At 35.9% G+C, this 23,414-nt stretch carries 20 protein-coding genes and 1 tRNA gene; 3 read left to right on the top strand and 18 right to left on the bottom strand.

The window, feature by feature from the left end; genetic code table 11:
* Positions 1–25: 25 nt before the first annotated feature.
* From K5Q12_RS04510 to K5Q12_RS04495, 4 genes are all read right to left on the bottom strand, one after another.
* Positions 26–2,422: an FtsK/SpoIIIE family DNA translocase gene (locus K5Q12_RS04510; protein ID WP_220742523.1), complete on the bottom strand. Its 2,397-nt coding sequence runs from the start codon at positions 2,420–2,422 to the stop codon at positions 26–28.
* 123 nt (positions 2,423–2,545) lie between these two features.
* Positions 2,546–2,617: transfer RNA gene (locus K5Q12_RS04505), tRNA-Glu, on the bottom strand.
* Between the two features lie 73 nt (positions 2,618–2,690).
* Complete coding sequence (locus K5Q12_RS04500; RefSeq protein WP_220742522.1) at positions 2,691–3,203, bottom strand: tRNA (cytidine(34)-2'-O)-methyltransferase; 513 nt, start codon at positions 3,201–3,203, stop codon at positions 2,691–2,693.
* Positions 3,203–4,357 (bottom strand): AI-2E family transporter, encoded by a 1,155-nt coding sequence (locus K5Q12_RS04495; protein ID WP_220742521.1) that lies wholly within the window; start codon positions 4,355–4,357, stop codon positions 3,203–3,205. The genes K5Q12_RS04500 and K5Q12_RS04495 overlap by 1 nt, the downstream gene beginning before the upstream one ends.
* A 170-nt stretch (positions 4,358–4,527) precedes the next feature.
* Between K5Q12_RS04495 and mvaD the strand changes: the two genes are divergently transcribed.
* From mvaD to fni, 3 genes are read left to right on the top strand one after another with little or no spacing between them, the layout of a single operon-like run.
* Positions 4,528–5,481, top strand: a complete 954-nt coding sequence (mvaD, locus tag K5Q12_RS04490; protein WP_220742558.1) for a diphosphomevalonate decarboxylase — start codon at positions 4,528–4,530, stop codon at positions 5,479–5,481.
* On the top strand, positions 5,474–6,499 hold the full coding sequence (locus K5Q12_RS04485) for a phosphomevalonate kinase (RefSeq protein ID WP_220742520.1): 1,026 nt from the start codon (positions 5,474–5,476) through the stop codon (positions 6,497–6,499). Before mvaD ends, K5Q12_RS04485 begins: the two co-directional genes overlap by 8 nt.
* Positions 6,500–6,502: 3 nt before the next feature.
* Complete coding sequence (fni, locus tag K5Q12_RS04480) at positions 6,503–7,558, top strand: type 2 isopentenyl-diphosphate Delta-isomerase (RefSeq protein WP_220742519.1); 1,056 nt, start codon at positions 6,503–6,505, stop codon at positions 7,556–7,558.
* 11 nt (positions 7,559–7,569) lie between these two features.
* Here fni and hpt read toward each other — a convergent pair whose 3' ends face one another.
* The 14 genes from hpt to purS all read right to left on the bottom strand — a co-directional run bounded on the left by hpt (position 7,570) and on the right by purS (position 23,408).
* Entirely contained in the window at positions 7,570–8,133 is a 564-nt protein-coding gene (gene hpt, locus K5Q12_RS04475) for a hypoxanthine phosphoribosyltransferase (RefSeq protein ID WP_220742518.1), read from the bottom strand.
* Positions 8,130–9,425, bottom strand: a complete 1,296-nt coding sequence (purB, locus tag K5Q12_RS04470) for an adenylosuccinate lyase (RefSeq protein ID WP_220742517.1) — start codon at positions 9,423–9,425, stop codon at positions 8,130–8,132. Before purB ends, hpt begins: the two co-directional genes overlap by 4 nt.
* A gap of 179 nt (positions 9,426–9,604) precedes the next feature.
* A complete protein-coding gene (locus K5Q12_RS04465) occupies positions 9,605–10,822 on the bottom strand; it encodes an OFA family MFS transporter (protein ID WP_220742516.1) in 1,218 nt (405 codons plus the stop codon).
* A gap of 128 nt (positions 10,823–10,950) precedes the next feature.
* Positions 10,951–11,754, bottom strand: a complete 804-nt coding sequence (locus tag K5Q12_RS04460) for an alpha/beta hydrolase (RefSeq protein ID WP_220742515.1) — start codon at positions 11,752–11,754, stop codon at positions 10,951–10,953.
* Positions 11,755–11,807: 53 nt separating this feature from the next.
* Positions 11,808–13,472: a formate--tetrahydrofolate ligase gene (locus K5Q12_RS04455; RefSeq protein WP_220742514.1), complete on the bottom strand. Its 1,665-nt coding sequence runs from the start codon at positions 13,470–13,472 to the stop codon at positions 11,808–11,810.
* Positions 13,473–13,517: 45 nt separating this feature from the next.
* Positions 13,518–14,768, bottom strand: coding sequence for a phosphoribosylamine--glycine ligase (gene purD / locus K5Q12_RS04450; RefSeq protein ID WP_220742513.1), 1,251 nt, complete (start codon positions 14,766–14,768; stop codon positions 13,518–13,520).
* 164 nt (positions 14,769–14,932) lie between these two features.
* Positions 14,933–15,394, bottom strand: coding sequence for an 8-oxo-dGTP diphosphatase (locus K5Q12_RS04445; RefSeq protein WP_220742512.1), 462 nt, complete (start codon positions 15,392–15,394; stop codon positions 14,933–14,935).
* 70 nt (positions 15,395–15,464) lie between these two features.
* A complete protein-coding gene (gene purH / locus K5Q12_RS04440) occupies positions 15,465–16,991 on the bottom strand; it encodes a bifunctional phosphoribosylaminoimidazolecarboxamide formyltransferase/IMP cyclohydrolase (protein ID WP_220742511.1) in 1,527 nt (508 codons plus the stop codon).
* Positions 16,988–17,578, bottom strand: a complete 591-nt coding sequence (gene purN / locus K5Q12_RS04435; protein ID WP_220742510.1) for a phosphoribosylglycinamide formyltransferase — start codon at positions 17,576–17,578, stop codon at positions 16,988–16,990. The genes purH and purN overlap by 4 nt, the downstream gene beginning before the upstream one ends.
* Positions 17,572–18,609, bottom strand: coding sequence for a phosphoribosylformylglycinamidine cyclo-ligase (gene purM, locus K5Q12_RS04430; protein ID WP_220742509.1), 1,038 nt, complete (start codon positions 18,607–18,609; stop codon positions 17,572–17,574). Before purM ends, purN begins: the two co-directional genes overlap by 7 nt.
* On the bottom strand, positions 18,606–20,177 hold the full coding sequence (gene purF / locus K5Q12_RS04425; RefSeq protein WP_281418945.1) for an amidophosphoribosyltransferase: 1,572 nt from the start codon (positions 20,175–20,177) through the stop codon (positions 18,606–18,608). Before purF ends, purM begins: the two co-directional genes overlap by 4 nt.
* A gap of 29 nt (positions 20,178–20,206) precedes the next feature.
* Entirely contained in the window at positions 20,207–22,429 is a 2,223-nt protein-coding gene (gene purL / locus K5Q12_RS04420; RefSeq protein ID WP_220742507.1) for a phosphoribosylformylglycinamidine synthase subunit PurL, read from the bottom strand.
* A gap of 47 nt (positions 22,430–22,476) precedes the next feature.
* The gene (gene purQ, locus K5Q12_RS04415) at positions 22,477–23,145 is read right to left on the bottom strand and encodes a phosphoribosylformylglycinamidine synthase subunit PurQ (RefSeq protein WP_220742506.1); all 669 of its coding nucleotides are present in this window, start codon (positions 23,143–23,145) and stop codon (positions 22,477–22,479) included.
* Complete coding sequence (gene purS / locus K5Q12_RS04410; RefSeq protein WP_220742505.1) at positions 23,142–23,408, bottom strand: phosphoribosylformylglycinamidine synthase subunit PurS; 267 nt, start codon at positions 23,406–23,408, stop codon at positions 23,142–23,144. Before purS ends, purQ begins: the two co-directional genes overlap by 4 nt.
* Positions 23,409–23,414: the final 6 nt, after the last annotated feature.

Raw genomic sequence — 23,414 nt, 5'->3', positions numbered from 1 at the left:
AAAGAACACCATAAAGGTGTTCTTTTTAATTATCTTCTAAATTTTCATTACCAGATCTGCCATCCGCTATATTGACACGTCTAGGACGTGATCCATCAGCTGGCCCGATATAGCCTCCTGATTCTAGATCATCAATTAATCTAGCAGCGCGGTTATAGCCTATGCGAAAACGCCTTTGTAACAATGAAGTTGATGCTTTTTGTTGTTCTATAATATACTGTAGTGCATCCTGAAATAACTCATCTTCACTGTTTCCTTGCCCACTATTTTCGCTAGTATCTTGAGATAATTCTTCGTCTGTTACAATCATACTTTCTGAATATTGGGCTTCCTGCTGTGCTTTAACATATTCAACCACATTAGTAACATCGTCATTACTAATAAATGCCCCTTGTATTCTTTGATTAGGTTTACCAGGAGGCGCAAAAATCATATCACCTTTTCCAAGTAATTTCTCAGCACCATTTGAATCTAGTATTGTTCTCGAATCAATTCCAGAAGCTGTTCTGAAAGCAATTCTACCTGGTATGTTACTCTTTATGGTTCCGTTTATGACTTTAACATCAGGACGTTGTGTTGCTAATATCATGTGTATACCAGCAGCACGTGCTTTTGCACCTAATCGAGCAATCGATACTTCTATCTCCGACCCTACCGTGCTCATTAAATCAGCGAATTCATCAACAATAGCCACAATATATGGCATTTTCTGCATTATGGCATCATCGTTTTCGTGAGCATGCCTATTTTGATTTTCGACAGCAGCATTATATTCCCCAATATTACGTTTACCAAATTGGGCCAATAGTTTATATCTATTTTCCATCTCATCAACTACTTTTTGTAATGACTTGGCTGCTTTTCTAGGGTCTGAAACCACAGGTGTTAACAGATGAGGAATACCATTGTAGATTGACAATTCAACTACTTTTGGATCAACCATCATTAGCTTTAATTCATTTGGTTTTGCCTTGAGTAATAGCGAAATAATGATACCGTTTAAACCTACAGATTTACCTGATCCAGTTGATCCAGCAATCAATAAATGTGGCATATCTGCTAAATTTGCCGTAATAATGTTGCCGGTCACATCACGTCCTAACGGTACCGTAAGCAAATGATTATCATCTTTTGGTGTGTGCTCAATCATATCACGAAAGCCAACAACTGCCTGATTATCATTAGGTACTTCAATTCCAACATATGGTTTACCTGGGATTGGTGCCTCTATTCGAATTGATTTAGCTGCTAAGGCAAGGGCCAAATCATCTGCTAAGTTGGCAATTCGATTGACTTTAACACCTTGACCAGGTTTAAGTTCATATTGCGTAACAGTTGGTCCTAAGGACACACTAGTTACTTCTGCCTCTACACCAAAACTAGATAATGTGTCATGTACCAACCTAGACTTTTCATTTAAGCTTTTAAATTCATTTGTTTGATCAGTTGGCGGAATTTGAGTTAACAGATCTGATGAAGGCAATTGATAATCTGGATTATCAATTATTTCTTGTCCAGTTGTTAACGTAACATCTGGCATTTCTTCAGGTAATTTATCATCTTTTTTAATAATGTCAACATCGTTTGACGGGCTACTATTTTCGGATATAGGTCCCTGCCACTTAATTTCCGGTTCACTAAAGTCTTTGTTTTCAGTTGGTATTATTTTATTTGTATGCACTAAATCATCTTGATAATCAGTTGGATTATTATTTACCGAGTGAAGTCCCAATGGATCTTCACCATAATCGGTAATACTTTTTTTATTTTTTCTTTGAAATAAAGGTTTTTTAGGTGGTCTATTTTCTCTTTGAGTTTGTACATAAGCTACGCTTTCTTGCGCTTTTTCAATTCCTTTTTGGGTTAAATCTCTTGCTGGTATTCTAAAGAAGATAATAATACCGCCAAAAAATAAAATAATGGCTACTAACCAAGTCCCAACATTAGATAATAACGTAAATGATACTTGGTATAATAACGCTCCTACAATACCACCACCTAAAGGTGTATTTGCTGATTTATTGGCAAAATCTTGAAGAATTATTTTAACGATTTCATTCGAATAGCCATTAGCGTTTTTCAAATCATAACTAAAAAAAAGTAATGATGAAATAACAGTCAATGATAACGAAACCATTACTGCCCCAATCGCAAAATGATTAGCTACTCTATAAAATTTTTTCAAGACAAAGTAGTATCCCAAAGTAAAAGTAACTGGCACCAAACCCAACCAATACAAATCACCCAATAAAAATCGAAAAACATTGGCACTATAGATACCGAGCAATCCCAGTTTAAAAATACCCAATACACCTAAAATTGTTGCTAATAAAATAACAACATTTTTAGTAATTGCTGACCCTACTTTATTATTTTTTGATGTCGTTCTACGCCTTCTTTGTGTTGTTTTACGAGTTGCCAATTGTTATCATCCTTTGTTTCAATCATTCCTTAACACTTCATTTTATCATGAAAACAAAACAAACGCATGTTCCCAGAATTAATATGAAATATAAAAAGCCGCAACCGAAGTTGCGACTTGATATAGCTCGTGAGAGAATCGAACTCTCGATTCCGCCGTGAAAGGGCAGCGTCTTAGCCACTTGACCAACGAGCCATGGTCAGTGATGTCTAAATATCTATCAGACAACTATAATATAATACCAATTTTCGCGACGGTCGTCAAGAGGTTATTTTAACTTATCTTGTTCATAAGTATGAACTGTATCTAAATTAGGAAAATTTTGTTGTCGCAATGCTTCATAAAGTACAACAGCAACTGTGTTCGATAAGTTGAGAGACCTAATGTTACTATCATTTTGAGGAATACGAATTGCTTTTTCAGGATGTTGTCGCATAAAGATTTCTGGTAATCCAGTTGTTTCTTTTCCAAACAAGAAATAATGGTCTCCTGTGTTATCAGCATACGCTGGTTGTGTATAATCCATATTCGCAAATTTTGAAACTAAGTATAGATGATCTTTGTCATTTAGTGTTTCCAAAAACTCTGGCAAACTATCATGCTTAACTAACTGAACATGATCCCAATAATCAAGCCCGGCTCTTTTGACGTGCTTATCATCTAGCTCAAATCCAAGTGGTTCAATTAAATGGAGTACTGCATTTGTACCAGCTGTTGTTCGTGCAATATTACCCGTATTTGCAGGCATTAATGGTTCAAATAAAACAATATGATTTGTCATTATAAAATATCTTCCAATTCTTCTTTAAATAATCCTGAACTGTGGCGCCACCAAGTATATATTCTAGTAACAATAACTTTAATTACAGCATACGTTGGCACAGCTAATATAACACCTAACACGCCAAAAATATGACCACTGCTCAATAATACAACTATAACAGTAACAGGATGAATATCCAATGCATCCCCTAATATTTTTGGTGCGATAACATGTCCTTCAATTGGTTGCTCAATAACTAGTACAATAATAGCTAAAATAACTAATTTTGGTCCCCCAGCAATAAGAGCAACCGTAAACACAGGAACTTGTGCTAAAATCGACCCGACATAAGGGATCATGTTAAAAAAGCCAGCCATCATTGCCAATAATATACCATAAGGTAATCCAATGAGAGTGTAGCCAATGCCAAACATAACCATAACTGAAAACGCTACACCTAACTGGCCACGTATATACTGTGCAATTTGCCTACTAATATCTTTTAATAAATCTGCAATAGAATTTTGTGTTTTAGGCGGAAATTTTTCCGAAATAAAATGAGAAAATTTATGACCATCAAGAAGCATATAGTACAAAATGAACGGCGTTGAAACTGCCGTTACACCTACTGAAGTTAATGTTGACGCAAATGTTCCGATTCCCGCTACACCACTAGTCAGATACTTTTTACTCCATTCAACAACATTTTGATTAATATCTGTATTCGTGTGATTCAAATAATCACGTACCGCTTTAAATTGCTCAGATTTAAATGTTTCATTAATTAAAGCTTCACTTGTTCGCCAGTATTCTGGCCAATGGTTAATAAAAGTAACTACCTGATCACGCAAAATGATGACTACAGTAGTCAAGAACCCAGCAATAATGGCTAACAAAATCACCAATATAAAAGCAATTGACCACTTTCTTGGCAACCGTGTATATTTACTCATAAGATTAACTAATGGACTAAGTAAATAATAAAGCACGCCTGCAATTAAAATTGGAGCGCCAACTGCCGTAAATAGCGCCCGTACCGGTTCAAATACGAACCTAACCTGCCAACCCAAAAAAATGATTAGTAGAAACAATAACACAGTTAACAATATGGTAATAAAGCGATTTTTGGAAAACAACTGGTGATACCCTGACAACCGTTCTCTATTCTTCATATTTAGTTCCTCTTTTTTTAAATCAAAATGCCACAATTAATTTCATAATTTTAAAATAATGAGTACAACAATCATAACATATATTTGATTAGTATATTAATGACTACTCATCTAGGTCATTGAAAAAAAATATGATATCATTATATTATCTAAATACAGAAAGTAAACTTATGACATCAACTGCTACTGCACATACCAACATTGCCTTCATTAAATATTGGGGTAAAAAAGATACCCTATTTAATTTACCAACAACATCATCAATTTCATTAACTTTAAACGAATTTTATACTAAAACATCTGTTACACAATCTGGTGAAACGGACCAATTAATTATCAATGATACACCAGCTGATTCAAGACGTATCCACCATTTTTTGAATATTTTAAGAGAAAATTTGGGTGATTTTCCAGCTTTGACTGTTAATTCTCACAATCACGTACCCACAAGTGCAGGGCTTGCTTCTTCTGCTTCTGCATTTGCATCTCTAACAGCCGCTGTGACTAAAGATATTGGCGCTGATCTCTCATTATCTCAACTTTCTCGGTTAGCTAGGCGTGGCTCTGGATCAGCGTCTAGATCCTTTTATGATCATTTTGCAATTTGGCACGAAGGCATTGATGATCAATCATCCTTTGCAGAAAGTTTAAATGCACCAGCCAATTTACCAATTGCCCTCGTTGTTGCTGAAATATCGAGTAGTGCTAAAAAAATAGGCTCAACAGAAGGCATGAATCGAGCAATGACTTCTCCTAACTATGGTACATGGGTTAAAAACAGTGCTGATCAACTTATTGATATGAAACGTGCGATTGAAAATGTTGATATAGAAAAAATAGGCGCCATAGCTGAAGCAAATGCTTTATCAATGCATGCTCTAAATCTAACTGCTAAAAGACAACCATTTACATATTTTACTAGTGAAACACAACAAGTTTTAGCATTGGTCAGACGTTTACGAAAGCAAGGTATTCTAGCTTTCGCAACTTTAGATGCAGGCCCAAATGTTAAGATTATTACTCATCTTGAATCTGCTCAACAAATCATCAAGGAATTAAACATAACCATGCCTGATATCAGTGTCAAGATTGCAACCAGTGGACCAGGTATTTCATATGACTAAATTATTTATTCCAGGAAAACTATTTTTAGCTGGTGAATATGCAATTACAAATCCCGGTAATACTGCAATCATCGCAACAACTGACATTGGTCTGTCCATAACTATTCAGCATGCACAAGGGCAATCATCAGTTGTAACGTCAAACGTCATTAAGCGTCCATTACATTTTGATCTTAATAATCTTAATTTCAAACTAAATGATGAATGGCGATATGTCGAATCTGCAATTCAAATGCTATATTATTATGCAACTTTACATGACCTAGAATTAAATCATCCTGTCAGTATTAAAATTGTTAGTAATATGAATAGTGAATCGGGTAAAATTGGATTAGGATCTTCTGCTGCAGTAGTTGTTGGTATTATTGAAGCTTTGAATCACCATTTTGACTTAAAACTTTCATTAATGAAACGATTTAAATTAGCAGGACTAGCTCATCTACATGTCCAAAAAAATGGTTCTTTAGGTGACATTGCTGCAATTACTTATGGTGGTGTTATTGCTTACCAAAGTCCCAATTTATTTAAACAAAATCACTCTAAAAATGATTGGCTAAACCCTGAACTAGTTGACAAAAATTGGCCAAACTTGTCTATTACATCCTTAGTTTGGCCTGAAAAATGGCGAATTATCCTAGCTGCAACGCTTGAATCTGCTGATACAAAGTTCGCTTTAGAAAATTTTTCAATGTCTAAGCAGATGATTTGTGAAAGCAAAATCATTGTTCAAAATATTATTAAGGCAATTAATGCACAAGACTATATGGCACTTACTACTGGTCTTGAATGTAACCAAAATTTGCTAAAGAATCAGTTACCTTTGGGATATATTACCCCAAAGTTGGATTTCTTTTTGTCAACCATACATGAATTACCAGGTAAAATTAGCGGTGCAGGTTTTGGTGATAACGGGTTTGTAGTTCTTGAATCAAAACAATATGATTCCCTTGAGAAATTATGGCATTCACGACAGATAGTATCACATCAACTTGTACTTTCTCAACAGAAACGAGGATAGTATATGACTAAATCCACTCAAACTCATCGTAAAGATGAGCATTTGTCACTTGGTACTAATTTGTGGCGCCAAGACCAAAATATCAATGTTGGTGCAACATTTGAAGATGTTCGATGGATACCAAAAACATTTCCAGAAATGGCTGTTAGAGACGTTGACACCAAGACAACACTATTTAATCATCAATTTATGTGGCCATTCTATATTGAAGCTATGACTGGTGGTTCTGAATTAACAGGTAAAATTAATGGGCAACTAGCTTCAGTTGCAAAAACAACAAACATTGCAATGGCTGTAGGCTCTCAATCAATTGCTTTAAAAGAACCAGACTTAGTTGAGAGTTTTAAAATAGTAAGAAAAAATAATCCTGATGGTTTTCTGTTTGCTAATTTAGGTGCAGATCATCCAATTAAAAATGTTCGTGCGGCTATTGACATGATTGATGCAAATGCTATTGAACTTCACGTCAATGTTGCTCAAGAGTTAGTAATGGCTGAAGGTGATCGTGAATTCTATTGGCTTGATAATATTGCAGATGTTATCGCAAAGTCTCCTGTTCCAGTCATTATTAAAGAAGTTGGATTTGGGATGAGTCAGTCAACCATTAAAATTCTTAACAAGTTACAACCAGCAGCTATAAATATTGGTGGTGCAAATGGCACAAATTTTGCAGTCATTGAACGCCGAAGACTACGTCATCAATCTACTATTAATATTGATAATTTTGGTTTATCTACAGTAGAGACTTTAATTTCTTCTCACATTGCAAATAACCACTTACCGTTAATAGCAACAGGTGGCATAAAATCTGTCAATGACGTTGTAACTAGTCTTATGTTAGGTGCTGATTTGGTATCCAGTGCAGGCTACATTTTAAATAAGTTAATGTCATCAAATCAGACATTGCTTATTGAAGAATTAGAAGCATGGCAAGCCAGTTTACCACTACTCTACACTTTACTTGGTGCTAAAAACAAACACGATCTTCAGCAAACTGAAAGATTGTATTCAGATAATTTGAGTAACTTTATTTCGCAACAAAAAAGCAATCTTAGTTAGATTGCTTTTTTTTACTTAATTAAATCTATTTTATCAAAATCAACAATTGCAATAACTGGTAAATTTCTAAAGAAATTATTGTAATCCATGCCATATCCAACAAGAAACTTATCTGGTACTTCGAGACCAAAATAATCAACTTCAAATGGTACAACTCTTGCTGATTTTTTGTCTGCTAAAGCCACAGTTGTTACACTGGCTGCACCTTTTAATTCAAAATAATTTTCTAGCCATTGCATTGTTCTGCCTGAATCAATTATTTCATCAACAATAACTACATCTCGATCAGTTAAATCCATACTAACATCATGAACTACTTTTACTTGCCCAGTAGAAGAATCACCAGAATAACTTTTGACATCAATAAAGTCAAAATCCACATCTACTGACATTTTTCTTAGCAAGTCCGTCGCAAAAATAACGCCACCTTTCAATACTGCAATGAATACTGGACGCTTTTTTTTACCATCAAACTTCTCAGTTAGTTGATTAGCAACTCGTTGAACTTGTGCCTGTATGTCTGTTTCAGTTGCTAACACACTTTTTATAGCCGGATGATTAATCAATGATCTCATTTCAGCCCTACTCTCTTAAAAATTTCATCAACATGTCTCAAATGGTAGCGATAATCAAATGCATCATCAATCTGTTCTTTTGTTAGATTTGAAGTAATTGTTTTGTCAGCATCGACTAAATCTCGGAACATTAATCTTTCATCCCATGACCGGGCTGTCAAAGGTTGAACAGTATCATAAGCTTTTTCTCGAGAGAGACCAGCATCAATCAAACTCAGTAACAAACGTTGTGAGTATATCAAACCATAAGTACGATCCATATTTTGACGCATTGTTTCGGGAAATACACCTAGATTATTAATAATGCTTGTTTGACGTGTAAGCATATAATCGAGTGTAGCAGTAGCGTCTGCTAAAATAATACGTTCTGCAGAAGAATGAGAAATATCACGTTCGTGCCATAATGTAACATTTTCTAAGGATGTAACAGCATATCCTCTCAACACACGTGCCAAGCCAGTAATATTTTCATCACCAATTGGATTCCGTTTGTGTGGCATAGCAGAAGACCCCTTTTGACCTTTTGCAAATCCTTCTTCAACTTCATGAATCTCTGAACGTTGTAGTGAACGAATTTCTGTTGCCAATTCTTCCATTTGTGTACCAATAAGGGCAATTGTTTGAATATAATCAGCGTGTAAATCTCGTGGTAGAACCTGTGATCCTATTGGTTGTGGCGTTAATCCTAATTCTTTCATTGCCACTGCTTCAACATACGGTGGTACATTAGCAAATGTACCTACTGCTCCTGATAACTTACCTGTCTCTACTTCAGCTGATACACGATTAAAACGCTCAATAGCACGTGTAGCAGAAGCATAAAATCTTGCCATCTTAAGGCCAAATGTTGTTGGTTCCGCATGAACCCCATGTGTACGACCCATCATTACAGTATCTTTATATTGTAAGGCTAATACTTTAATTGATTCTTGCCATTCTTGTAAATCTTTTTTAATAACATTGTTTGCCTGACGCAATCTTATAGCTTGTGCTGTATCAACAACATCAGTAGAAGTTAAACCATAATGAATCCACTTACGCTCTTCGCCAAGCGATTCCGAAACATTACGTGTAAAAGCAACCACGTCATGTCGCGTTGATAGTTCAATTTCCGCAATGCGATCAACATCAAAAGTAGCGTTTTCACGAATTTTTTTAAGATCTTCAGCTGGAATATGACCAGCTTCAACCCAGCCGGCATCAACTGCTATTTCAACATCTAGCCATGTTTGATATTGATTTTTCATTGACCAAATATCACGAAGTATTTCTCGAGAATAGCGTTCTATCATTATTATGTTTCCTCTACTTATTAATATAATCTGATTTCTAATATAATTGTACCAGTTAAATCAGATAATGCGTTCGTTATTTTATTAGTATTGTCTCACAAACAAAAATCATTATTCGTTATTAACGAACAATAACCCATTTTTTGAAATACAATACGAACGTTAAGAATGTAAACGTTTTAATTTATAACTGTTTGATTAGGTTTTACAACAACTTTAGAAATTATAAACGCTATTAAATATAAAAATGCAATTGCAATATATACATTTTTATAAGGCATATGCAAAACGTGAACAATATAACTCGCCAATTGATTCCCTGATAAGCCGGCTACTGCCCATGCTGTCAAAGCTGCTCCATGGATTTTTGAAATTGCTCGCATGCCAAATCGATCTGCTAACAAAGGCGGCAAAGCAGAAAATCCACCACCATAACCGCTATTAATGAAGAAAAAAGTTACTACCACAACAAACGATACAAAAAAGTTATTTTCTGGTAAGCAATAAGATAATAATGCCATAATAGTTGAAATCAAAAAAATAACTTGGTAAATTGTATTACGATCTTTTAAACGATCTGAAATACTAGCAAATCCAATTCTTCCAGCTGCATTAAAAAAGGCATCGATACTAACAATAGTAGCAATGGCAGTCACTGAAAATATAACCGAACCACTAGAAGATTTTAAACTGGTCAAAATATCTTTTTCCTGAGAAATGATAGCCAATCCTGCTGTAATGTTCAAATAAAACATTAACCAAATACCGACAAAATTTTTATTCTGAAATAAGGATAAAGGATTAAAGTGATTTTTTAAAGGGATTTCTTTCCAATCAGCAGGTTTCTGAATTAAACTGGCCCCTATTACCATCATCAAAGCAAAGACTATACTTAAAATAATAAACATCTGCCATAAACCAAATTTTTGTTGCAAATTTATCATTATAGGTGAAAAAATCATCTTTGATAATCCGAAACCCGCTACTGCTAATCCTGTTCCTAATCCTTTATTCTCTTTAAACCATAACATTAAATTTTTTACAGGTGTCAAATAACCTATTCCCAAGCCAATACCCATGATCACGCCATAAAATATATAAATACCAATCAATGACTTCCGTTGAATACTAATACCTGTTCCAAACATACCAACCACAAAAAATAATGTTGCTAATAATGCAGATTTTTTTATGTTTTGTTCTACAAAATTACCTAAAATTGCTGCAGATAGGCCTAAAAATAAAATAGCAATTGAAAAAGCCCACTCGACATTAACTACAGGTGTTCCAATGTTATCTGCAATGCCTTGTTTGAAAACGCTCCAAGCATAGACAGTACCGATACTGCCATGAATTAACAAAGCAGGCAATGCTGCACGCAGCCATTTATTCTCCATTTTTTGTTACTCCTAATAATTTATCTTATCATTTAAACACAAATAAATTTTTTGTAAATAAAACACATATAATAATTGTTTTTTTATTTTTAATTAATATAAAAAACAAACAATATCGATTATTCATTTTAAGATAATCTTTTTTCTTGTTGATAATTAATTGGCAACCATTCTAATATCCGTTCAATTTGTTTATCCCAATAATACCACTCATGTTCACCTGAACTCGTTTCAAAAAGTATGTCATATCCCAAAGCTTTTATTTGAGTAATTGCTTCTTGATTATTGTTAAATAAATAATCTTGCTCGCCAATCCATGCATATAATTTAGGTATTAAACATTCTTTACTTACCTGTTTTTTAGCCAGAGTTAGGATATCATTATCAGAACCTTCAAAATTTTTAAGATCTCCAAAAACCCCTTGCCAATAGGCATCACTTTTCCATGTTTCACGTTCTGGAAAATTAGGATTTCCCATTAATGCCCCAGATAAAGAAGCCGCATAACTGAATCTTTGACCACTAAAAGCCATCTTGAAGGCACCATACCCTCCCATAGATAGTCCAGCAACAAAATTTTTCTCACGACTAGTGGATAATTGAGGAAATAGTGTTGCTACTTTTTGTGGTAATTCGTCTACTAACGCATCAAAATATGCCATACCATATTGTGTATTCGTATACCAAGCCATATCAGTAGATGGCATGATAATAGCAATTGATGTTTGGCGAACTAACCTTTCAATGCTTGTCCGTCGTGTCCAAACGTCTTGATCTCCGGACATTCCATGTAATAAATAAAGTACAGGCACATCTTGCAAGTCAGCCAAAGTCCATTGCGGATTATGATCCGACAACTCAGGTAAAATAACGTGCATCATACGATCCATGCCTAAAATTTCTGAATAATAGTTAACCTGTAAATTAGCCATTGAAAACCACCCTCCACACTATATTAAAAATATATTGGTCATAGTATTTTATACTAAAACAATCCTGTAATTTTACCATGACTATCTATGTCAATATCTAATGCCGCAGGATGTTTTGGTAATCCTGGCATTGTTAAAATTGAACCAGTCATCGCAACCAAGAATCCAGCACCCAACTTTGGTACAAATTCACGCACATGAATCACAAAATTTTTTGGCGCGCCTAATTTCTTAGGATCATCTGAGAAAGAATACTGTGTTTTAGCCATAATAATTGGTAATCTATCCCAGCCCAATAGTTTAAATTCATCCAATTGCTTTTGCGCTTTATCGGACAACTCAACACCGCTGCCACCATAGATTGTTTTTACAATTGCATTAAGTTTATCAATTGCTTCATCTTCTGGTTGGTACAATGGTGTAAAATCAGCTTCTTGGTCGGCCACTTCAATCACTGCATTAGCTAAGTCTTTTGCACCCGAACCACCATCTGCCCAAACTGTTGTGGTATATGCGGAAGCGCCAAATTGTTCGGTGTATGATTTTATCAATAAAAGTTCAGCATCTGTATCAGCAGTAAAACGGTTAATTGCGACTACTACCGGAACACCGTAACGTCCCATAGCTTGTAAATGCTGTCCTAAATTTTCCAGTCCTATAGACAAAGCATCTAAGTTTTCAGTGTTTAATTCATCTAGACCAACACCACCGTGGTGCTTTAAAGCACGAACTGTTGCTACAACAACTATTGCATCAGGTGTTTTGCCAAGCAAAGGAACTTTAACATCTAAAAATTTTTCTCCTCCTAAATCAGCACCAAATCCACTTTCTGTCACTGCATAATCAGCTAATTGTAAGGCTGTTCGAGTTGCTAGAATTGAATTTGTTCCCTGAGCAATGTTAGCAAATGGACCACCATGAATAATAGCTGGCGTATGAGCTAATGTCTGAACTAGATTAGGTTTTATGGCATCTTTTAAAAGCACCGTTAATGCACCAGCCACATTTAAATCAGCAACGGTTACCGGCTTCTTATCGTAAGTATATCCAACCACAATACGCGACACACGATTTTTCAAATCCATTAAATTTTTTGATAAAGTTAATATTGCCATTAACTCAGAAGCAACTGTTATATCAAAACCATCTTCTCTTGGTACACCAGAAGTTGGCCCGCCCATACCAATAGATATATGACGCAAAGATCGATCATTGATATCTAATACACGCTTCCAAATGATACGCCGTGGATCAATATTTAGCGGGTTACCTTGTTGCAGACTATTATCTAAAACTGCTGCTAACGTATCATGAGCTGCAGTTAATGCATGAAAGTCACCAGTAAAATGTAAGTTAATATCTGCCATTGGAATCACTTGAGACATGCCGCCACCAGTTGCTCCACCTTTCATACCCATAACAGGACCCAGAGAAGGTTCACGCAAAGCAATCATTGTTTTTTTGCCAGCTAATGCAAGAGCATCTGCCAAACCGACCGTCACAGTTGATTTCCCTTCGCCAGCAGGTGTGGGATTAATAGAGGTCACTAATACTAATTTCCCTAACTCTTTTTTACGTTCAACTGACGAATCCAAGTTAATTTTAGCTTTATCATAGCCATACGGCTCAATCTCATTAGGATGTAATCCAGCAGATTTAGCAATTTCAGTGATTGGTATTATTTCCGCTGATTGTGCAATGTCTATATCTGTTTGCATGGTTTAAATTCCTCGCTTAATTATGATTTTTATGAACGGAGCAAATTATTTATTTTCATGTTGGACTGCTTGATACGCAATGTCTTGCCTATACTGTAAATCAGTAATTAACTGTTTAATTTTATCATAAACTTTTTGCTGTGCTGTGGTTGCATCTTGACCATGAGCAACCACTGTTGCCACACGGCCACCACTAGCCATTCCATTTTTTACACCTGCATAATTAATCAATAGTGGTGCGACATCCTCTACTTTTGGTACTAACGCACCAGTAATTGGTGATTCTGGATAACCTTCTGCAGCTAAAACAACACCAACGTAAACATCGTCTTTTTGCCATGAAGGTGTCACATCCTTACCTTGATGTAACTTATCAATAAGTTCATAGAAATCACCCATATATTGCGGCAGTACAACTTGTGCTTCTGGATCACCAAATCGTACATTAAACTCTATGACTTTAGGCCCATCTTTAGTCAACATAACACCTGTGTACAAGACGCCAGTAAATGGTGTTCCTTCTTCTGACATTGCTTTTATAGTTGGCATAACCAATTCTGAAATAGCTCTGTCCTGTGTTTCATCACTAATCCAACGAACTGGACTATATGCGCCCATTCCACCAGTATTAGGCCCCTTATCGTGATCAAAACGACGCTTATGATCCTGTGCTATTGGCGCATGAGTAACCACACCATTATGACCAACAAGCGAGAAAATTGAAAATTCAACACCATCTAAGTAAGACTCAACGACTAGTTTAGCATGAGAATCTCGTGTGTATAATTCAGACAAATAGTCAGATACTTGAGTTTTATCATTAACAATAGTTACTCCTTTACCTAATGCTAATCCGTCTAACTTAAACACAACCGGTAACCCTAATGTATCAACTGCTTTTGATGCTGCAGATAACGAAGTTACTGTAACTGATTGGGCCGTTGGAATATTATATTTCTCTAGAATATTCTTGGTGAATGATTTTGATCCCTCTAACTGAGCCGCAGCTCGACTTGGACCAAAAATACTTAAGCCTACTTTTTGGAAGACATCAACAATGCCAAGCGTCAAAGGCTCTTCATTACCCACAAATGTTAAATCCACTGCTTGTGTTAATGCTAAATCACGCAATCTTTCTAGATCTGTCACTGGCACAGATTCAATCTGAATACCATCATCTGTCATTCCATCATTTCCAGGTGACACAATAACTCTTTCTACTTGTTTACTACGTAAGAATGCTTGAGCTAAAGCATGTTCACGTGCACCAGATCCAATAACCAATACTTTTTTCATAATATCCTCTAATTGTTCAGTTTATATCGTACTACACTCTTAGTTTATCAAAAATAATCCAACTTGTGTTCGCATATAAATTATCTTTTGCTTAAAAAATTAAAAAAATGTTCGTTTTTTTAATTAATGATAGTACATTATGACACGCTATAAAAAACATATGATTATAGCCAACTTAATTTTGGATCCCCATTTAACGCGTCTGCCAAAAAAAGTTCACTGATTTCTGGTTGATCAAAAACTGGTAACATTTCTAGAAATGTTGGTGCTGTTTTTAGGTCTTTCAAATTGTCTCGGTTTGTCCAAAACACTTTGCCTTCACGCCCGTTTTGTAACTCGCCTGTATAGTTAATTGTTTTAAACAAAAAAACAATATAATGACCCTCATTTTGCAACTGCCACTCTTTAATGCCAACCAATCTTGGCTTTATAATATTTAACCCTGTTTCTTCATGGGCTTCACGAATAGCGCTATCGACTATAGTTTCGCCCGATTCAACATGTCCACCTGGAAATGTCACACCAGACCAAGCAGGATTTTTGCGATCCTCAACTAAAATTTCTTTTGTTTCTGGATTTTCAATCATAATCATATTTGTTAATTCAATTGGTATTGTTCGTCTCATATCTATTCCTTTTCCAAAGTATATCACAAAAAAAAGCCCCCATTTAATAGGTGCTTTTTTTATCAATTTTTTAGTGCTTAAAATGACGTGTTCCTGAAAATACAAGCACAATTCCAAGCTCGTCTGCCTTTGCGATAGAATCCTTATCCTTAATTGAACCACCTGGTTCAACAATGGCTTTTATACCATGCTCAGCAGCATATTGAACGGAGTCATCCATAGGGAAAAACGCATCTGAAGCCAACACTGCTTGATCAAAACCGGTTTTTGTTGACGCTTTTTGAATTGAATAGACAACTGAATCAATACGATTTGGCTGCCCAGCACCCATTCCTAACGTTTGTCCATCACGTGCAACAATAATTGCGTTAGATTTTACATGTTTTACAACTTTCTGTGCAAAAATCATAGCTCTTAATTGCTCAGAAGTAGGTTGAACTTTTGATACAACTTCAAAGTTAGCCTCGGATTCAGTATATAAATCACGCTCTTGAACCACTACGCCACCTAATACTGAGGTGACTTCCAACTTTTGTGGTACAACAGTTGTAAATGGTACTGTCAACAAGCGTAGGTTTTTCTTTGCTGACAAAATTTCAAAAGCTTCTGGTGTAAAGCTGGGTGCAATAATAATTTCCAAGAAGATAGCATGCATTTTTTCAGCAGTCGCTGCATCAACCTCTCGATTCAAGGCCACAATGCCACCAAATATTGACACATCATCTGCAGCAAAAGCTTTATCCCAAGCTTCCTCCAAAGTTGCCCCTTGACCAATACCAGCTGGGTTCATGTGCTTTACAGTAACAACCGTTGTTTCTTCAAATTCAGCAATAATGCGCATAGCAGCATCTGCATCACGAATATTATTGTACGATAACTGTTTGCCATGTAAAATATCAGCATTTAAAACAGAATAAGCTTCTGGCAAAGCTGTTTTATAAGCTGCAGCCTTTTGATGTGGATTTTCACCATAACGCATATCATCAAATTTTTCATATGGTAATGTCAAGTTGTTTGGAAATTCAGATAGTGTCAAATAGTCAGCAATTAATGCATCATAAGCAGCTGTGTGTTGGAAAACTTTAGCAGCTAATACCTTACGATATTCTGCATCTACTTCGCCATTTTGTAATTTATTAATGACAACATCATAATCTGTGGGATCCACAATTGGCAAAACGCCAGCAAAATTTTTAGCCGCTGAACGTAACATAGATGGTCCACCAATATCAATATTTTCAATCGCCTCGGCTTCAGAAACACCTTCTTTTTGAATGGTAGATTTAAACGGATATAAATTGACAACAACCATATCAATAGGTATAATTTTAAACTCTGACAACTTTTCCATATGCTCAGGCAAGTCACGTCGAGCTAATAAACCAGCATGAACACGAGGATGCAAGGTCTTAACTCGACCATCTAACATTTCTGGAAAATCAGTAACATCGTCAATTGCGATTACATCAAGACCTGCCTCGCTCAAAACGCGATGTGTTCCACCAGTTGATACTAATTCAAAGCCCAAATTCACTAAACTTTGAGCAAATGGTATAAGACCCGTCTTGTCGGAAACACTAAGTAATGCACGCTTCATTTTAAAAATACTCCTTCATTAATTAATTGTTCTAATGTATTTGGATACAAAACATGTTCAACATGGTGAATTCTTGTTTCTAAATCATGCAATGTATCTTCTGGATAACGCGGTACAGATTCTTGGGCAATAATTTCACCGGTATCAATGCCATTATTTACAAAATGAACTGTCACCCCAGTCTCCAAAACACCTGCCTCATAAGCATCTAAAATACTATGTCTACCTGGAAATTTTGGTAGCATGGCTGGGTGCAAATTAATAATTTTACCTGCATAGGCATCTATTAATTTAGGTGTCAAAATTCGCATATATCCTGCTAACAAAATACCATCAACTTTGTCGTCAGTTAATTGTTCTAAAATAACTTGTTCTGCTTCTGATTTCGTCAAATAATCTGAATATTTCACAAATGTTGCTGGAACCCCAAATACTTTAGCCAAATTAAGCGCCCCAGCACTCGACTTATCAACAATTAATCGTACAATTTTCGCATTCAGTTGTCTTTGTAAAATAGCATCATGCAAAGCTTGAAAATTAGTACCTGTACCAGAAGCAAAAACCGCTAACTTTATTGGTTTTACCATGGTGATGCTCCTTTGAAAACAACACCGCTTTGTTTACGCGATGTCAAATTACCAATAACAAAAGCATCCTGTTGATAGTCTGATAACAAAGACAACACTTCTTCTTGATGTTTAGATTCGACAATTAGAATCATCCCCAATCCATTATTAAACGTCAACAACATATCTTCTGTTGACAAATTTCCTTGAGATTGAAGTTTATTGAAAATTGGCAATATCGGCCAGCTTCCCCAATTAATTTCTGCGGATAGTTCTTCAGAAAAAGCTCTTGGTAAATTTTCCGTAATACCACCACCAGTAATATGAGCCATTGATTTTATCAATTTTTTTGAAACAAGTGGCCATACTGTTTCAGCATATAACTCAGTTGGCTTTAATAATATATCTTGCTCATCAGAAGATAAGTTTAAAAAATCTTGATCAGTTTTAATACCTAATACATGTCTTACTAATGAATAACCATTAGAATGAATCCCAGATGAAGGAAGGCCAATCAATACATCTCCTACTGAAGCTTTTGAAGGATTTAATAATTGATCTTTCTCTGCCACACCAACAGCAAATGCTGCTAAATCATAATGCTTAGGTGCATATAATCCTGGCAGTTCAGCGCTTTCACCACCAATCAAAGCCATTCCTGATGATTTTGCAGCTTTAGCAACACCTGTTACAATCTCAGCAACTACTTTGGGACGCATCTTATCAACCGCTAAATAATCTAACATAAACGCTGGCTTAGCACCTTGAGCCAAAATATCATTAGCAACCATGGCTACTAAATCTTGCCCAATTGTATTATGTTTATCAGCTGCTATCGCTAATAATAATTTTGTGCCAACACCATCTGCTCCTGAAACTAAAACAGGATTTCGGTATTCTGATCCAAGGGCATATGCAGCACCGAATCCTCCAATGCCATCTAATACGTTAGGTGTATATGTTTCAGCAACTGCATCTTTCATTAATTCAACAGCCTGTTCTCCTGCTTTAATGTCCACACCTGCTTCTTGATAAGCATTTCCATTATTCATAATTCAACTCCTTGAATTGTTTGTGAATCTAAATGAATTGTTCCATCTTCTAAGACTTCTTCATTTCGTAATGAAGCGACTTGTCTAGGATGATATGTTGACAATGGTTCTTCTGTATAACTAACCATCCCTTTTTCAACAAATTTAGCTAAGCTTTTTTCGTAATCATAAATAGGACTAGGATATTGTCCATCAAAATAAGCAGTTGTCAGACCTGATCCTTCTCCATCATATGGTAAATCAATTGCTTTGACGAGTGACTCTACTGACAAAAAGCCAAGTGAGTCTGCTTCAATTTTGGCTCTCATTTCCTCTATTGTATTGTTAGCTCCCATTAGTTCATCAGTGGTTTGCATATCAATACCATAAAAAGATGGAAATTTAAAAATTGGACTAGCAATTCTTACATGAACTGATTTAGCGCCAGCTTCTTTCAACATACGCACAATATACATTGAAGTAGTTCCTCTAACAATAGAGTCATCAACTAACACAACATTTTTCCCACGAACAACATCCTTGACAGCGCTGAGCTTCATTCTAACAGCTCTTTCTCGTTTATCTTGTGTTGGCTCTATAAACGTTCGAGCAATATATTGATTTTTCACTAATCCCATTTCATTAGGTATGCCAGCTTGTTCTGCATATCCTGCAGCAGCTGACAAACTTGAATTTGGTACGCCAACAACTATATCTGCTTCTTTAACAGGCTGTTCAATAGCTACGGCTTCTCCCATACGTTTACGAGCTTTGTGAACATTTACCCCATAAATATTTGAATCTGGTCTCGCAAAATAAATATATTCCATAGAATCAATATTTAAAGCTGTTTTGTCCGTATATTTATCAATAGTCAAACCGTCATTATTAATAATTAAAAGTTCCCCAGGTTGAACATCACGTACAAATCTAGCGCCAATAACATCTAACGCAGCAGTCTCAGAAGTAACAACGTAATTTCCTTCGGCCATTTGACCAACAACAAAAGGTCGAAAAGCATGAGGATCCAAAGCAGCATATAATCCATGTGGTGTGAGCAATAAATAAGCAAAACCGCCTTTAACTGTATTCAAAGACTCTTTTAGCTTATCTACAAATGCCTCTGCTTTAGAACGTCGAATAAGATGTAATAATATTTCAGAGTCAGATGAACTTTGAAATATTGCACCTTGTTTTTCTAAATTTCGACGTAAAGTCATAGCATTAGTTAAATTACCATTATGAGCTAATGAAATTTGCATATCATGAAAATTAACCATTAATGGCTGAATATTCTCAATACCATGAGAGCCAGCAGTTGCATAGCGTACATGTCCAATCGCACTTGTACCAGACAGTGAACTAATACGATCCGGATCACGAAAAACATCACTTAAAAGTCCAAGGCCTCGCTCTTGCCATAGATGACCATTATTATTAGAAACAATTCCTGCACCTTCTTGACCTCTGTGTTGTAATGCGTGTAAGCCGTAATAGGTAATTTGTGCGGCATCCTCCCGTCCCCAAACACCAAAAATGCCACATTCTTCGTTCAAACTTTTATCGTTACCTTGTGCTCTTTCAGACATTGATACATGATAGGCACTATTACTTTGCTCTAATCTTTCAATTGGCATGAGATACTCTCCTGATAAACTTTTACTGTTTCAACAAGTGATAAATGTACATTTTGCGTACTTGTCTTTATTGAGATCTCATCCGAATGTGTCACATGTCCCAACTTAGTAGCATATCCTGATGCTATGCTTTCAAACTCATCTGACAATTCGGGAGAAACACTCACAACAAACCGACTTGGTGTCTCTGAAAATAGATATTTAGCATCCTGTTGCGTATCAATATCAAATCCAAGTGTATTTTGGAAACTACTTTCAAGTAGTCCAACAATGAGTCCACCTTCAGACAAATCATGTGCACTATTAATTAATTCTTTATGAATTGCTGAGCGAACCAATTTTTGAGCAACTAATTCTGCCTCATCATCAAAATCAAATAATTGACCATCAATCTTGCCAGTCTGCATTTTTTGAATTTCAGAACCATTAAAGCTATCTTCAGTTTTACCAATAAGATAGATAATGTCACCAGGATTTTTAAAACCAATGGTCATTGCTTGGTTCACATCATCCAACAGTCCAACCATACCAATCATGGGTGTTGGATAAATTGCTTGACCGTCTGTTTCATTATACAAAGAAACATTACCAGAAATGACAGGTGTATTTAATTGCTGAGCTACAACATTAATACCAGCAACTGATTGATCTAACTCATAATAGACCTCTGGATTATCTGGAGATCCAAAGTTTAATCCATCAGTAATGCCAATAGGTAATGCACCAGTTGATACAATATTACGTGCAGCTTCCGCTACAGCCATTTTTGCGCCAACAAAAGGATTAAGGTATAAGTAACGCGCATTTACATCTGTTGTCATCGCCAATGCCTTTTTTGTTCCTCTTACACGCACAAGGCTGGCATCACCACCAGGTTTTATAACCGTATCAGCACGAACCATTGAATCGAAATGACGAAATAGCGATGCTTTTGATGCAATCGTTTGTTGAGACATGATTGCTAAAATGGTAGCCTTTAAATCAGCAATATCGGGTTCATATTGCGTATCATTAAATGTTGACATGCGTTCTGGTTTTGTCATAGGTAAATCTTGCTTAGGGGCATGCGTTAAGAAATCAATTGGTAAATCAGCAACAATACCTTTATCAAATTCTAAAATATAACGTCCATTATCTGTCACTTCACCAATAACCACTGCATCTAAATCAGCCTCTTTAAACAAATCAATGATTGCTTGTTCTTCATCACGTTTAACAACTAGTAACATGCGTTCTTGAGACTCAGAGAGCATCAATTCGTACGGCGTCATATGCAATTCTCTTTGGGGTACCAAATTTAAGTTCAGCGTAATTCCCATACCTGCCTTAGCAGCCATTTCGGAACTTGAAGATAATAATCCTGCAGCACCCATGTCCTGAATTCCGACAATAATATCTGAATGTTCACGTACAGCCTTAAGCGTAGCATCCATAACTAACTTTTCCAAAAATGGGTCCCCGACTTGAACAGCTGAGCGGTCTGATTCATGGTCAGTTGAAAATTCTGCTGATGCAAACGATGCACCGTTAATACCATCACGTCCTGTCTTAGCACCCACGTAAATGATTGAATTACCAACACCTCTTGCTTGTCCAACTTGCATAGCGGCTTGATCGATTAGACCAACAGCCATTACGTTGACCAATGGATTACCTGAATAGACAGAATCAAAACTAATTTCACCACCAACCGTTGGAATTCCAATAGCATTTCCATATCCTGCTATGCCGGCTATTACCCCATCAACTATATGTCTTGTATGGGGATCATCTAATTCTCCAAATCGCAAAGAATCTAAAACAGCAATAGGCTGGGCACCCATAGAAAAAATATCACGTAATATGCCACCAACACCTGTTGCAGCACCTTCGTATGGTTCTACAAAACTCGGATGATTATGACTTTCAGCTTTGAAAACAACTGCTTGTCCATCGCCAATGTCTAAAATGCCCGCCCCTTCTCCAGGTCCTTGTAAAACTCGCTCGTTTGTCGACCAAAATTTTTTTAAAATAGGTTTAGATTTTTTATAAGATACATGCTCGGACCACATACCAGAAAAAATACCTGTTTCAGTAAAATTTGGTAATCGCTTTAGTGTTTTAACAATTAATTCATATTCAACTTCTGTTAGACCCCACTGTGTATAAATCTTTGAATCACGAACTTGTTCAGGGGTTAACTCATTTTCTGCGATTGTTGTCATACTATTAATGCCTTTCATAGCGTATCTGTAAATTATTTTATTTAAGTTTAGGCTTGATTTAAAATACCTGATAAAATGCTTTTAAAAAAGTTTTGTCCATCAATATTTCCAGTTACTTTTTCAACAGCACGTTCAGGATGTGGCATCATACCAAAAACATTGCCTTTTTCATTCATAATACCTGCTATATCATTGAGTGACCCATTCGGATTGTTACCATATCGAAAGACAACTTGATGATTGTTTTCTAACTCAGTCAAAACTTCATCGTCAGCAAAGTAGTTCCCTTCACCATGAGCTATTGGAATCATAATTGTTTCATTTAGTGAATAAGCGTTTGAAAAATTGGTATTGTTATTGACTACTTTTAGCGGTACTTCTTCGCAGATAAAACCAGGATTTTTATTGACTAACAACTGGCCAGGTAACAATCCAGCTTCTGTAAGAATTTGAAATCCGTTACATACACCAACAATCAATTTTCCTTCGTTAGCAGCTTTTGTCACGGCGCTCATTATAGGAGAAAACCTTGCAATTGCGCCTGTTCTCAAGTAATCACCATAAGAAAAACCACCAGGCAAGAAAATAGCATCAAATTCATCTAAATTATTTTCTTTTGCGAAAACAATTTGTACATCTATTCCAAAATCTTTTAAAGCATAAAGCATATCAAAATCACAATTTGAGCCAGGAAAACTAATTACCGCTGCTTTCATGCTTCAACCTCATCTTCGACTAAACTTAAATCAAAACGATAGGTTTCTGTGTTCTGATTAATTAATAAAGCTTCTGTAAAACTTTTTACTTCAGATGATGCAGTATCAACATCTTTCGCATTTAGTTTAACCTCAAAATACTTACCTTGAGCAACTTGTTGAATGTCAGCATAATCCATACGCTTTAACGCTGATTTGATCACTTCACCTTGAGGGTCTAAAATTGATGGTTTGTATGTGACATAAATTTTTGCTAAATACATAATTTT

Origin of the sequence: Leuconostoc palmae, from assembly GCF_019656075.1 — a bacterium.
Classification (GTDB): Bacteria; Bacillota; Bacilli; order Lactobacillales; family Lactobacillaceae; genus Leuconostoc; species Leuconostoc palmae.
Note: the sequence above shows the minus strand (reverse complement) of the source record. Positions and strands in the feature narration are given on the sequence as shown.